The organism is Leifsonia sp. RAF41 (genome assembly GCF_052114085.1).
Lineage (GTDB): Bacteria > Actinomycetota > Actinomycetes > Actinomycetales > Microbacteriaceae > Leifsonia.
The window spans coordinates 333132-345949 of sequence record NZ_JBFREB010000001.1 but is presented as its reverse complement, the minus strand read 5'-3'; the positions used below and the strand labels follow the sequence as shown (position 1 = coordinate 345949).

Genomic DNA, 12818 nt, shown 5'->3' with positions numbered 1-12818 from the left:
GCACTTCGCACAGCGCACGCCGCGCGCGACGCGCCCCGGAAGTTCGCCGCCAACGCCCAGCAACCGCGCCTACGCTTGCATCATCTCGGGCGTTCGCCCACCCCCTCGGCTGGGAAGTCGGTACGACCCACGCGGAGGAACCTTTTGACAGCACCCACGCTCGGCCCGGTCCTGCGGACGCGACCCCGTACCGAGGGCCGCCCCCCGGTGACCAGCACCTACAACGAGTTGCTCGGGCGCGTGCGCGCTGAGGGCCTGCTGGAGCGCCGGCGCGGTTTCTACATCATGATGTTCTCGCTGCTGACGGTCGGGCTCGTCGGAGCCGGTGTCGGGTTCGTCCTCCTCGGCGACTCCTGGTACCAGCTCATCATCGCCGCCGTGCTCGGGGTGATCTTCACCCAGTTCGCGTTCCTGGGTCACGAGGCCTCGCACCGTCAGGTCTTCGCATCCGGTCCGAGCAACGACCGGGCAGGACGCCTCATCGCCACCTGGCTGGTCGGCATGAGCTACCAGTGGTGGATGACGAAGCACACCCGCCACCACGCCAACCCGAACACGGTCGGCAAAGACCCCGACATCGCGTTCGACACCGTCTCCTTCACCGAGGAGGATGCAGCCCGTCAGCGCGGGGTCATGGCCGTCATCACCCGGCGTCAGGGCTACCTGTTCTTCCCCCTCCTGCTGCTCGAGGGCGTGAACCTGCACATCACGTCCGTCCGCTCGCTGCTGAGCCGCGGACCGGTGGACCGCCGCGGGAGTGAGTTGGTCGCGATCGGACTCCGCCTGTCGATCTACGTGACGATCGTCTTCCTGATGCTGCCGCTCGGCATGGCCTTCGCCTTCCTCGGTGTGCAGCTCGCCGTCTTCGGTGTCTACATGGGTGCCTCTTTCGCCCCGAACCACAAGGGCATGCCGCTCCTCCCGGCCGGGTCCCGCGTCGACTTCCTCAACAAGCAGGTCCTCACCTCCCGCAACATCCGGGGCGGCTGGACTATGAGCGCGCTGATGGGCGGCCTCAACCACCAGGTCGAGCACCACCTGTTCCCGAGCATGGCCCGTCCGCACCTGAGGCGGGCACGCATCCTGGTGCGCGAGCACTGCGCGACTCACGGCATCCCCTACACGGAGACCGGGCTGATCAACTCCTATCGGATCGTGATCCAGTACCTGAACCGGGTGGGCCTGGCCGCACGCGATCCGTTCGACTGCCCGGCGGCGCAGCAGCTCCGACGCGCCTGAGGATCTCCAAAATGACCCCCATCCGGGTGTCCCCAGTTCGGTGGACGCAGGCGTAGGTTACGTGTACCCCGATCGGTTCCCGAAAAATCGTGAGGGGTATCGCCGTCCGGCAGTCGCCGGAATGTCAATAATGCGTCGGCGATGGGGGCGTCCTGGGGCACTCTCGTCGCGCCCGCCTGAGTCCGGAAAGTACCCGAAACTTTCATGATCAGAGACACCGAAGGGGCAGCTGCAGCCCCTCTTCTTGCAGTAGTGGAGCGCGTCAAGCCCGGCCGTTGGCTGGCGATCGCCTCTTCAGGGATCTCCGAGGGGATGGCGCACGTGCCGGCAGGCGTCGGCATCGAACGCCTCTCCAGTTCACTCTTCGCCGTGATGTCGGTCAGCAGGAGCGCCGAGTCGCCGCTGATCGGCTGGCTCGCGGACACCTCAGACGACGAGAGCCTGGATGCGTTCTTCACCGTCCAGGGCACCGCGCGGGATTCTGAGCGGCGCGAGCTCGAAATGGGTCGGCTGCCGGAGGTGCCCGACCACGCGTGGCAGAACGTCGACACCGTGGTGGCCGTGGAGTCCACAGCCGAGTTCGTCTTCTTCGTCTGCGTGGGCGGCGAGACGGAGACGGTGACGGAACTGCTTGCGCAGCCTGAAGCCCGCGCGGCCTGACAGCCTTCGCTCTCGACAAGAGAGCAGGATTCGAGAAGCGCTCCTCGTGTCGCGCCTCATAGATTGATCCCACTCACACCGTGAAGGGGACATCATGACCACCACGACATTCAGCAAAGAGGAGAAGGCAGCGATCAAAGCTGCCGTCGCCGAGAAGAAGGCAGCGCAGGAGGGAGCGGACGCCGCAGCAGCGTGCGACGCCGCCATCGCCGCGATGACCGGAATAGACAAGGAACTCGCCGAGACCTTCCACCGCCTGGTGGCGGAGAACACCTCTCTGGCCGCGAAGACCTGGTACGGCATGCCCGCCTACGCGGACGCCGACGGGAAGACGGTCGTCGCGTTCAAGCCGGGCTCGAAGTTCAAGATCCGCTACGCGACGATCGAGTTCCAGCAGGCAGCGAAGCTGGACGACGGCCGGCTGTGGCCGGTCGGCTTCGCCGTCACCCAGCTGGACGACGCGGACCAGAAGCGCATCGCCGAGGTTCTGCGGGCGGCCGTCGGCGACTGACCGCGCCTACGCCGGAACGTTCGCTCGCGCCGCGCCGATGGCCTTCGAGAGGGATTCGACGTCGATATCGCCGTCGTGGCGCTGACCGTTGATGAAGAACGTCGGCGTTCCGGCGGCGCCGCTGCGATCCGCGGAACGGATGTCCGCCTCCACCCGGTCCGCGTAGGCACGGGACTGCAGGTCCTCCATGAACCGTTCGGGATCGATCCCCACCTCCTCCGCATACCTCTCCAGCTCGGCGATGCCCAATCCCCGCTTCGGGTCCAGGAGGAGGTCGTGCATCGGCCAGAACGCGCCCTGCGCCGCCGCCGCCTCTGCTGCCTCCGCCGCACGCAACGCGTTCGGGTGGATGTCGCTGAGCGGGAGATGCCGCCAGACGAACGCGACGTCCGGATGCCGGTCCAGCAGGTCCTGTGTCACCGGCTCGGCCCGGCGGCAGTAGCCGCACTCGAAGTCGCCGTACTCGACGACGGTCACGCGCGGGTGCTCGGCGCCGCGAACGTGATCGACGTCGGGATCGACCGGTGACAGCAGGTCGAGTGTCTGGTCCGGTCGCCCGACGAGCGCCCGGGTCCTGTCGACCGCAGGAATGAGCCGCACCGCCTGGAAGACGAGCCAGGTCAGGATGGACGAACCGATGACCGAGAAGAAGATACCGATCTTGGCCTCGTCAAGCTGGGGACCACTCAGCGCGATGCCCGCGATCAGGAGGGAGACGGTGAATCCCACACCGGCCGCGGTACCGCTTCCGAGGACGGAGAGCCAGCCCACCTGCGGCCTGATCCTCCCCCGGCTCAGCTTGCCCACCACCCACGCTGTTCCCGCGACCGACACCGGCTTGCCGATGACGTACCCGACGACGATGCCCAGGGTGATCGCGCTGGTGAACGAGCGCACGAGGAGGTCTGCCGAGATCGCCACGCCGGCGTTCGCCAGGGCGAAGATGGGGACGACGACGTAGCTCGTCCACGGGCTGAGCCGGTACAGGATCCGCTCATTCTCGGACAGCGAATCAGCCAGGCCGACGGCAGCCGAACGCGCCAGTTCGGCGGTCGGCGCCTCCCGGTAGCTCCTCACCAGACCGGTGGCCCGTTCGAGGTCAGCGCGGAGCGGCACGTAGGCGGTGGTGGCCAGGCCGATTGCGAGCCCGGCGACGACCGGGTCGATCCCGCTCAGCAGCACCGACAACCACATCCCGACCCCGAGCACGACCGCCAGGCTCCTGCCGATCGTCTTTCCGATCCGCCGGGCGACCAGGATGCCGACGAAGGCGATCACCGCGACGATGAGTGGGATGGGCGAGATCGGTCCGCTGTACAGCGCGCCGATGATGATCAGTGCCGCGACGTCGTCGACCACGAAGGCCGTCAGCAGGAAGGTGCGCGTGCGTCTGGGCGCTCGCCGTGCCAGGAGGGTGAGGATCCCGAGCGCCAACGCGGTATCGGTCGACATCGCGACACCCCAGGCGCGGGCCGATTCGAGTCCCGCGTTGAAGGCCAAGTAGATCGCGACCGGGACGGCCATTCCGAGAAGGCCGACGGCGAGCGGGAGGATCAGCTTCCTCCGGTCCCGCAGGTCGCCGAGGTCGAACTCGCGCCGGGCTTCGAGTCCGACGGCGAGGAAGAAGAAGGTCATCAGCCCGCTGTTGACCCACGTCCGCAGGTCGTACGACAGGCTGAGGCCGCCCAATTGGAGTACCAGGCGCTGACTCCAGAAGTCCTCGTACCCGCCGATGTTGGCCCACACGACCGCCAGGATGACGGACACGACCAGGATGACGGATGCGAGGGCGCCGGCGCGCAGGATGCCGTGGAAGTCGCGCTTCGGTGCCACCATCGTGCGGCCGTCGGCTTCGGTTGCCGGCCTGTCGAGTTCTGCCGTCATCGTGCTCACCTCACTGGGACGTGATGCGCCTCAGGGATGTCCCGAAGGCGCGCATCCCCCTAGATTGGCGACATGACCCCCCGGATCGCAAACATCACGTTCCATGCCACCGACCCTGCGCGTCTCGCGCGCTTCTGGAGTGCGGTCATGGGATACCCCGAAGACACCGGCTTCGACCCGGAGGAACTCGCCGAGCTGAAGCAGGCGGGCCTGACGGACGATGACATCGCGTCCCGCGCGGTGGCGTGGGACGGCGATCCGGCCCATCAGCGCTTCTACTTCACCCGTTACGAACACGCGAGGCGGCAGCGGAACCGGATGCATATGGATATCTCACCCGCCTCGGGACGTCACTCGAGCCGGGAGGAGGTCGAGGCCGAGCGCGACCGGCTCGTCGCGCTCGGGGCGACGGTCGAGAAGGTTCTCGACGGCGCCTGGGGACCGTATGACGAGTTCGCCATCATGATGCGCGACCCCGAAGGCAACGAGTTCTGCCTTCAGTGATCGCGCGGGTTCCCCGTGCAGCCGGAAATCGCTCCTGTCCCGACGACACGTCGCGGGAGCACAATGGCGGCGACGACGTAACCGTCCGAACCAGAGGAGCCGCTCATGTCCGCATCCGCCGCCACGGTGAGTTCTTCCGAGAGTCTCCGTCGCCGATCCCGCGAGGCGCTCACCGCATTGGCCGTTCAGTTCCTGCTCGGGATGGCCGCGAATCTGATCGGCGAACCGGAGAGCACCTTCGTGATCGTGGTCGACTGGATCATCATCATCCTGCACATCCTGATCGCGATCGGCCTGGTCGTGGTCGCCGTGCGGCTGCTCCTCGCGGCGCGGAAGGCCGGGGTCGGGCAGCATCTGGCGATGTGGGGCCTCGTGGTCATCGTGATCACCTTCCTCGCGGGCGTCGGAACGATGGTTACGGGCAGCGACTGGGCGTCCTACGTGATGGCTACCGGCTTCCTTGTCGCTGCCGCACTCTACGTCGCCACGTTCCTCGCTTCGTACCGCCTCGATTACGGATCATGACGTCGAGGGTGCGAGCGGTGAGGCCGTGCCGCATCCTGGTGCGATGACCAGGCAGATCCGTTTCAACGCGTTCGACATGAACTGCGTCGCCCACCAGTCGTCGGGGATGTGGCGGCACCCGGACGACCAGGCGTGGCGGTACAAGGACCTCACCTACTGGACCGAGCTCGCCAAACTGCTCGAGCGCGGCACCTTCGACGGCATCTTCATCGCGGATGTGCTGGGCACGTACGACGTGTACGGCGGCAGCAATGAGGCAGCGATCCGTCACGGTGCACAGGTCCCGGTCAACGACCCGGTGCTGCTGGTCTCGGCGATGGCTTTGGTCACCGAGAACCTCGGCTTCGGGATCACCGCGGGCACCGCGTACGAGCACCCGTACCCGTTCGCGCGCCGCATGTCGACGCTCGATCACCTGACCAACGGCCGGGTGGGCTGGAACGTGGTCACCGGATACCTGCCGTCCGCCGCCCGGAACATGGGTCACGACGACCAGCTGCAGCACGACGACCGGTACGACCACGCCGACGAGTACCTGGAGGTGCTCTACAAGCTGTGGGAGGGGTCGTGGGAGGACGACGCCGTCGTGCGCGACCGCGAGTCCGGCATCTTCACCGACCCGTCGAAGGTGCACGAGATCGGTCACGCCGGAAAGCACTTCACCGTGCCGGGCATCCACCTGTCGGAGCCCAGCCCCCAGCGGACGCCGGTGATCTACCAGGCCGGGGCGTCGAAGCGCGGCATCGGGTTCGCGGCCGAGAATGCCGAGGCGATCTTCGTGGCGGCGTCGACGAAAGAGGGCCTCACGGCCACCGTCCGCAAGCTCCGGGACGCGCTCGAGGCCGCTGGACGCGACCGCTACTCCGCCCGCATCTACACGCTGCTGACGATCATCACCGATGAGACCAGCGAGAAGGCGCAGGCGAAGTTCGAGGACTTCCTGCAGTACACGAGCGACGAGGGCGCCCTGGTGTTCATGTCCGGGTGGATGGGCGTGGACCTGTCGCAGTACGACCTCGATGAGCCGATCGGAAACGTGGACAGCAACGCCATCCAGTCCGCGGTGGCCAACTTCCAGCTCCCCAACGAGGACGGCGGCCAGTGGACCGTCCGCGACATTGGACGCAACGGGGCGATCGGCGGCCTCGGACCGTTCATCGTCGGGTCCGGCACCGAGATCGCCGACCAGCTGCAGGAGTGGGTCGACGAGACCGACGTGGACGGCTTCAACCTGGCGTACGCGATCACCCCGGGCACCTTCGAGGACATCGTCGAGTTCGTCATCCCAGAACTGCGCAAGCGCGGAGCGTACCCGGAGGAGTACGCGCCGGGCACGCTCCGCAACAAGCTGCACGGCGCCGGTGACCGGCTCCCCGAGACGCATCGCGGCGCGCGGTACAAGGTCGGCGCGCGGTCAGGCGTCGCGGGCGAGTAGCCCCAGATCGCGCAGGCTTTCCGCGGTCTCGACGATCGTCTCGGCGACCGGTCGCGGCCGGAAGCCGAGTTCGTCCTTCGCACGTTCGTTGTGGATGACGAGGGGTGCAGGCTCCTCCCCCGGCAGCTGCTCGGTGGTCACGCGCGCGGCGAGCTCGCCGAGTCGGTCGCGGAGCACGTTCGCGACGTCGAGGAACGTCAGGGTCGGGCCGTCCGCGAGCAGGAGGTAGCGCTTGCCCGCTGCCCCGGGGGTGGACATCGCAGCGATGTGCGCCGACGAGACGTCGCGGACGTCCGCGATCCCGAAGCGCTGTCGCGGAAGCGCCGCCATCGTGCCGTCCAGCATCCCGGTGAAGACCTGGAGTGATGAGCGGGCGGATGCGGTGAGGGTGGGTCCGGCGATCCAGGTCGGATTGAGGGCGACGAGTTCGAGGTCGCCGCCCTCGCGCTCGACGAAGTCCCACGCCGCGCGCTCCGCGACCGCCTTGGACAGCGGGTAGGCGGGCAGGCCCGGCGTGGCCGGGTCGGTCCAGTCCGATTCGTCGTAGTCGCGGACCGGTTTCGGCGAGTACCCCACGGCGGCGAACGACGACGTGAGCACGACCCGGCGAGCGCCGTTGTCGCGGGCCGCCCGCAGCACGCGCAACGCACCGTCCCGTGCGGGGACCACCACCTCGTCCGGATTCGTAGCCTGGACCATCGGCGACGCGACGTGGTACACATCGGTGATGCCGGCGAGTGCCTCATCCCAGCCCGCATCGTCGGTGAGGGAGGCGGCGACGAACGACAAGCCGGTGTCGTCGACCCCGGCCCGCCGGACCGCCTCGCGGACTTCCTGCGACCGCTCCAGCGATCGGACGGTTGTCCGCACATCGGCGCCGGAGGCGAGAACGTCGGCGATGAGCCGGGTGGCGAGATAGCCGCTTCCGCCGGTGATGAGAATGGTGGGCTGACTGTTCATCGGAAGGTCTCCTCGAGTCGGGGAAGGATGGATTCGAGCTCGACGTGCGCCTCCGCTTCGGCGGCGACATCGTCGCGATCACGGGCATCCCAGAGCGCGGCCTTCACCCGCAGATAGTCCAGGTGCACGTGGAGGGTCACGATCTGCTCCTCGACGCGCTCGGCATGACGGAGCAGGATGTCGCGCTGGTCCCCCGCCGCGGCGTGCCCGCGGCGCCGGTTGGCCTGGTAGGTCCGCATGTCCTCGATGCCGACACCCATCGCCCGCAGGCAGGCGAGCACCTGTGCTGCGTCGAGGTCGCCCTCGCTGTAGCGCCGATGGCCGCTGCGCTCGTCGCGCGCGATCGGCCCGAGGAGGCCGACGTCTTCGTAGTACCGCAGCGTCGGCTCGCTGAGTCCGCTCTGCCGGGACACGTCCTGGATGGTCAACGTGATCATGTCCCCATCAGAACAGACCTCAAGCGCTTGAAGTCAAGCTCGTCGGGTAATGGATGTGAGGTCACGGTGTGGTCGCACGGGGCCTGCTGAACAGGTTGACAACGTTGCCATCCGGGTCGCGGAGCAGTGCCGAGCGGTTACCCCACGGCATCGTCGTCGGGTCCAGAACGACGTCCCAAAGGTCCGTGCTGTCGAGGTCGGCTCGGAGGCGCGCGAACTCGGCGTCCACATCGTCCACCTCGAACTCCACGATCACCGAGCGATTGGATGCGGGGGCCGTCGCGGAGCCGAGCATCGCCACGGTGACCGGGCTCGCGATCGCCAGCGTCGCTCCGTGACCGGTGAACTGAGCGAACACCGGCGCTGGCCGGTCGGCCGGGCGTCCGGTCACGAGTTCGTAGAACGACGCGAGCCGATCGACGTCCTCGGTGATGATGCGGATCGATGCGAATGACATGGTGGGTGCCTCCTGGTGGTGGGTCGTCCATCCAGGCTCCCGCACGCGCGCGACACCGTCCTGTCGGTGTTTCCGCGAACCCGTCAGCTCAGGTCGTCTGCCAGGGAGCGGAGCACTCCGAACGGGATGTCGAGCTCCGCGCGGTCGAGCGAGCGGGCGACGGGGCGCTCGCCTGTCGCCTCGAGTGACGCCATGCGGTCTCCCCGGAAGGCGCGCACTCCGTTCCGGAGCCGACACCACGCGATCAGGTACCAGTTGCCGTCCTTCCCGATGTAACCGAGCGGTTCGATCTCGCGATGGGTGACGGCGCCGTGCTTGTCGCGGTAGTCGACGGCGAGCACGCTGTTCGACCGGAGGGCCGCCGCGAACATCGGCGGGACCGGCTCCCGCTCCTCCGCCTCCTCCCCCTCGAGCAGGTGCACCCGCGCGGCCAGCGACGCAGCACGCCGCGCGTCATCGTCCGGCATCACGGCCAGGAGCTTGCGGAGCGCCGTGCCCGAAGCGTGCCGGAACGGTCCGCGACGCAACGATCCCAGGCCGATCAGGATCGCGAGCGCCTCGTCGGCCGAGAACCCGAGCGGGCCGAGGGTGGAGGCGGCGTCGATGACGTACCCGCCGGTGCGGCCCTGTTCGGCCCAGATCGGGACGCCCGCCTGCTGCAAGGCAGAGAGGTCGCGCTCGACGGTGCGCATGGAGACCTCGAACCGATCGGCCAACCAGCGCGCGCTGCGCGGCCGTGGGGATACGGCACGAAGCTCCTCCACGAGCGCGTAGAGGCGGTCCGTCCGGTTCACCCGCAGAGTCTACGGTTCCCCACCGTCAGTCCTCGATGTCGGAGAACAGACCCGTGAACGGTGTGCCAGATCCCGCGAGCTGCTGGAAGAATGCTCCGGCGGCCGGAGTCGCTACAGCTGCGGAGGCGTCGTCGTAGCTGTCGAAGTAGAGGTCCAGCGTCCGGTGCGACGGCGTCGGCGTGCCATCCTCCTTGGGCCACACCTTGGCGCTCTCGAGTCGGCGGAGTCCGGGAAGCTGCCGGGCGAGCGCGGCCAGCTGCGGGTAGCCGCTTTCGAAGGCGTCCGGGTCGGCGGGGTTGTCGATGATGATGGTGATCTTGGTAGGCATGATGTTCTCTGTTCTATCAGTTGCTCGTGACGAGCTGGCGGTGGATCAGAGGGGTCAGCTGCGCGAGAGTTCGAACACGATCTCCTCGACCTTCTCCTTCGCGTCACCGAACAGCATCTGTGCGTTCTCGCGATAGAAGAGGGGATTCGGCACCCCGGCATAGCCCGATGCCATCGAGCGCTTGAAGACGATGACGTCGCGCGCCTCCCACGCTCTGAGCACCGGCATGCCCGCGATGGGGCTTCCGGGGTCTTCGGCGGCTGCCGGGTTCACCGTGTCGTTCGCGCCGATGACGAGAACGACGTCGGTCGCCGCGAGGTCGTCGTTGATCTCATCCATCTCGAGCACGATGTCATACGGCACCTTGGCCTCGGCGAGCAGTACGTTCATGTGCCCCGGCAGGCGACCGGCGACCGGGTGGATGCCGAACCGCACGCCCACGCCGCGCTCACGGAGCTTCTGGACCAGGTCGGCCACACCGTGCTGAGCCTGGGCGACGGCCATCCCGTAACCGGGTGTGATCACGACAGTGGATGCTCCCGCCAGCAGCTCGGCGACCGACGCGGCATCGGTCTCCCGGTACTCGCCGACCACTTCGTCGCTCTTCTTCGGCGCCTCGATGCCGAAGCCGCCGGCGATGACGGAAAGGAAGGACCGGTTCATCGCCTTGCACATGATGTAGCTCAGGTACGCACCGGACGATCCCACCAAGGCGCCGGTGACGATGAGCAGGTCGTTGTCCAGGAGGAAGCCGGCGGCCGCTGCCGCCCAGCCGGAGTAGCTGTTGAGCATCGAGATGACGACCGGCATGTCGCCGCCGCCGATGGAGGCGACGAGATGCCAGCCCAGGGCGAGCGCAACCGCGGTGACGACCACGAGCAGCCACAGCTCGGGCGTGACGACGTACCAGACGGTCAGCAGGACGAACAGGACGAGGGCGCCGACGTTCAGGATGTTCTTGCCCGGCAGCACCAGCGGTTTGGAGGAGATCCGGGCGGACAGCTTCAGGAACGCGACGATCGACCCGGTAAAGGTCACCGCCCCGATGAACACGCCGATGAACACCTCAGCGTGATGGATATCGGCCAGCGCTCCGGTGAGCCCGGTGTCGTACAGGGCGCCGTTCCAGCCGACCAGGACGGCGGCGAGACCCACGAAGGAGTGCAGCAGCGCGATGAGTTCGGGCATCCCGGTCATCTCCACGATGCGGGCACGCCAGAGCCCGACCGAACCGCCGATGACCACGGCGACGACGAGCAGCACGAGGCCCAGCGTCCCCTGCGGCTGTCCCCACGCTCCGGCTGCGACCAGCGCGAGCGTCGCCACCAGGGCGACGACCATGCCGACGATGCCGAATACGACCCCGCGGCGGCTCGTCTCGTGCTTGCTGAGACCGGCGAGGCTCAGGATGAACAGCAGCGCGGCGACGATGTAGGCGGCGTCCGCGATCGCGCCGGTGACGGCGATCATCGAGGGTCGCCCTTCTGGAACATCGCCAGCATGCGACGCGTGACGGCGAATCCACCGAAAATGTTGATGCTGGCGAGAAGCACCGCGATCGCCGCGAGGATCTGCACCGCGACGTTCGGCGCCGTGATCTGCACCATCGCGCCGACCACGATGATCCCGGAGATCGCGTTCGTCACGCTCATCAGCGGGGTGTGGAGCGCGTGGGCCACGTGGCCGATGACGTAGAACCCGACGACGACCGCGAGCGTCAGCACCAGGAAGTGCTGCGGAAGCGGCGGCGGCGCGAACGCGCACACCAGGAACAGCACGGCGATGCCGGCCATCACGAGGGCGGTCCTCCGCGCAGGGGTGGCCACCGTCTTCGGTGGAGCCGCGGTCGCGGATGCGGACGTCGCCGTGGCGGAGAACGGGGCTGCCGACACCGGCACGGGCGGTGGGGGCCAGGTGACGACGCCGTCCCGGACGACGGTGGCCGTACGCTGCACCACGTCGTCGAAGTCGATCGTTAGTCGTCCCTGTTTGCCGGGGGTGAGGAGCTTCACCAGGTTGAGCAGGTTCGTCGCGAAGAGCTGGGACGCCTGTTGCGGAAGCCGGCCGGGGAGGTCGGTATAGCCCAGAATGACGACACCGTTGCCCGTCACGACCCGTTCCCCGGCGACGGACCCTTCGACGTTGCCGCCCTGCACGGCCGCCATATCGACGATGACGCTCCCCGCCCGCATCGAGGCGACATCCGCGGCGGTGATCAGCCTGGGCGCGGGGCGGCCCGGGATGAGCGCCGTCGTGATGATGATGTCGGCATCCGCGGCCTGCTCGGAGTAGATCTCCGCGGCCCGGCGGTCGTACGCCTCGCTGGTCGCCTTCGCGTAGCCGTCGGCGGAGGCCTGCTTCGCTTCGTCGGGGACGACGACCTCCACATACTGTCCGCCGATCGACGCGACCTGGTCCGCCACCTCCGGACGCGGGTCCGTCGCACGCACGATCGCCCCCAGACTCGACGCCGCTCCGATCGCCGCGAGGCCCGCGACGCCGGCTCCCGCGACGAGCACCTTCGCCGGCGGCACCTTCCCCGCGGCGGTGACCTGACCGGTGAAGAATCGGCCGAACTCGTGCGCGGCCTCGATCACCGCGCGATACCCGGCGATGTTCGCCATCGAACTCAGCACGTCCATCGACTGGGCACGGGAGATCCGGGGCACCGCATCCAAAGCGATCGCCGTGATCCCGCGCGTGGCCAAGGCGTCGAGGAGGTCTGGTCGCAGGGCCGGACTCAGCATCGCGATCAGGGTCGCCCCGTCGGCGATCATCGCGATCTCGGCCTCGGTGGGCGCGTTCACCTTCAGCACGATGGATGCGCCCCACGCGGTCGCCCTGTCGACGATCGCGGCGCCGGCTGCGGCATACGCGACGTCGGGGAATGAGGATGACGCCCCGGCCCCGGCCTCGATGACGACCTCGTATCCCAGGCCGATGAGCTTCGGGACGGTGGTGGGGGTTGCTGCCACCCGTTTCTCACCGGGGGCCTCGGCGACGATGCCGATGCGCGCTTCGCTCATGGGCTCAGCGTAGAGGGGGTGAGCTCGGCGCGTCAGGGCGACGCGACGATGCCGCCTG

General features: G+C 68.1%; 14 protein-coding genes. 6 read left to right on the top strand and 8 right to left on the bottom strand.

Annotated elements, in window-relative coordinates; all coding sequences use genetic code 11:
- The first annotated feature begins 144 nt into the window (after window positions 1-144).
- The 3 genes from AB4Y74_RS01725 (at window position 145) to AB4Y74_RS01715 (ending at window position 2410) form a co-directional block, all read left to right on the top strand.
- The gene (locus tag AB4Y74_RS01725; RefSeq protein WP_441797395.1) at window positions 145-1239 is read left to right on the top strand and encodes a fatty acid desaturase family protein; all 1095 of its coding nucleotides are present in this window, start codon (window positions 145-147) and stop codon (window positions 1237-1239) included.
- A 204-nt stretch (window positions 1240-1443) separates the two neighbouring features.
- The gene (locus AB4Y74_RS01720; RefSeq protein ID WP_441797394.1) at window positions 1444-1899 is read left to right on the top strand and encodes a hypothetical protein; all 456 of its coding nucleotides are present in this window, start codon (window positions 1444-1446) and stop codon (window positions 1897-1899) included.
- Between the two features lie 94 nt (window positions 1900-1993).
- A complete protein-coding gene (locus tag AB4Y74_RS01715) occupies window positions 1994-2410 on the top strand; it encodes a hypothetical protein (protein ID WP_441797393.1) in 417 nt (138 codons plus the stop codon).
- 6 nt (window positions 2411-2416) lie between these two features.
- Here the strand turns inward: AB4Y74_RS01715 and AB4Y74_RS01710 are convergent, their stop codons facing one another.
- A complete protein-coding gene (locus AB4Y74_RS01710; RefSeq protein WP_441797392.1) occupies window positions 2417-4294 on the bottom strand; it encodes a Na+/H+ antiporter NhaA in 1878 nt (625 codons plus the stop codon).
- Between the two features lie 72 nt (window positions 4295-4366).
- Between AB4Y74_RS01710 and AB4Y74_RS01705 the strand changes: the two genes are divergently transcribed.
- From AB4Y74_RS01705 to AB4Y74_RS01695, 3 genes are all read left to right on the top strand, one after another.
- Window positions 4367-4798, top strand: a complete 432-nt coding sequence (locus tag AB4Y74_RS01705; protein WP_441797391.1) for a VOC family protein — start codon at window positions 4367-4369, stop codon at window positions 4796-4798.
- A 105-nt stretch (window positions 4799-4903) separates the two neighbouring features.
- The gene (locus AB4Y74_RS01700; protein WP_441797390.1) at window positions 4904-5323 is read left to right on the top strand and encodes a hypothetical protein; all 420 of its coding nucleotides are present in this window, start codon (window positions 4904-4906) and stop codon (window positions 5321-5323) included.
- Window positions 5324-5366: 43 nt separating this feature from the next.
- Window positions 5367-6758 (top strand): LLM class flavin-dependent oxidoreductase, encoded by a 1392-nt coding sequence (locus AB4Y74_RS01695; RefSeq protein ID WP_441797389.1) that lies wholly within the window; start codon window positions 5367-5369, stop codon window positions 6756-6758.
- Here AB4Y74_RS01695 and AB4Y74_RS01690 read toward each other — a convergent pair.
- The 7 genes from AB4Y74_RS01690 to AB4Y74_RS01660 form a co-directional block, all read right to left on the bottom strand.
- Window positions 6738-7718: an NAD-dependent epimerase/dehydratase family protein gene (locus tag AB4Y74_RS01690; protein WP_441797388.1), complete on the bottom strand. Its 981-nt coding sequence runs from the start codon at window positions 7716-7718 to the stop codon at window positions 6738-6740. The two genes, AB4Y74_RS01695 and AB4Y74_RS01690, sit on opposite strands and share 21 nt — an antisense overlap.
- The gene (locus AB4Y74_RS01685) at window positions 7715-8155 is read right to left on the bottom strand and encodes a MerR family transcriptional regulator (protein WP_441797387.1); all 441 of its coding nucleotides are present in this window, start codon (window positions 8153-8155) and stop codon (window positions 7715-7717) included. Before AB4Y74_RS01685 ends, AB4Y74_RS01690 begins: the two co-directional genes overlap by 4 nt.
- Before the next feature lie 61 nt (window positions 8156-8216).
- Window positions 8217-8612 carry a VOC family protein gene (locus tag AB4Y74_RS01680; protein WP_441797386.1) on the bottom strand — a complete coding sequence of 132 codons (396 nt, stop codon included), beginning with the start codon at window positions 8610-8612 and terminating at the stop codon, window positions 8217-8219.
- 83 nt (window positions 8613-8695) lie between these two features.
- The gene (locus tag AB4Y74_RS01675; RefSeq protein WP_441797385.1) at window positions 8696-9406 is read right to left on the bottom strand and encodes a helix-turn-helix transcriptional regulator; all 711 of its coding nucleotides are present in this window, start codon (window positions 9404-9406) and stop codon (window positions 8696-8698) included.
- Between the two features lie 25 nt (window positions 9407-9431).
- Entirely contained in the window at window positions 9432-9734 is a 303-nt protein-coding gene (locus AB4Y74_RS01670) for an EthD family reductase (RefSeq protein ID WP_441797384.1), read from the bottom strand.
- 54 nt (window positions 9735-9788) lie between these two features.
- Window positions 9789-11204, bottom strand: coding sequence for a Re/Si-specific NAD(P)(+) transhydrogenase subunit beta (gene pntB / locus AB4Y74_RS01665; protein WP_441797383.1), 1416 nt, complete (start codon window positions 11202-11204; stop codon window positions 9789-9791).
- Entirely contained in the window at window positions 11201-12760 is a 1560-nt protein-coding gene (locus tag AB4Y74_RS01660; RefSeq protein ID WP_441797382.1) for a Re/Si-specific NAD(P)(+) transhydrogenase subunit alpha, read from the bottom strand. The genes pntB and AB4Y74_RS01660 overlap by 4 nt, the downstream gene beginning before the upstream one ends.
- Window positions 12761-12818: the final 58 nt, after the last annotated feature.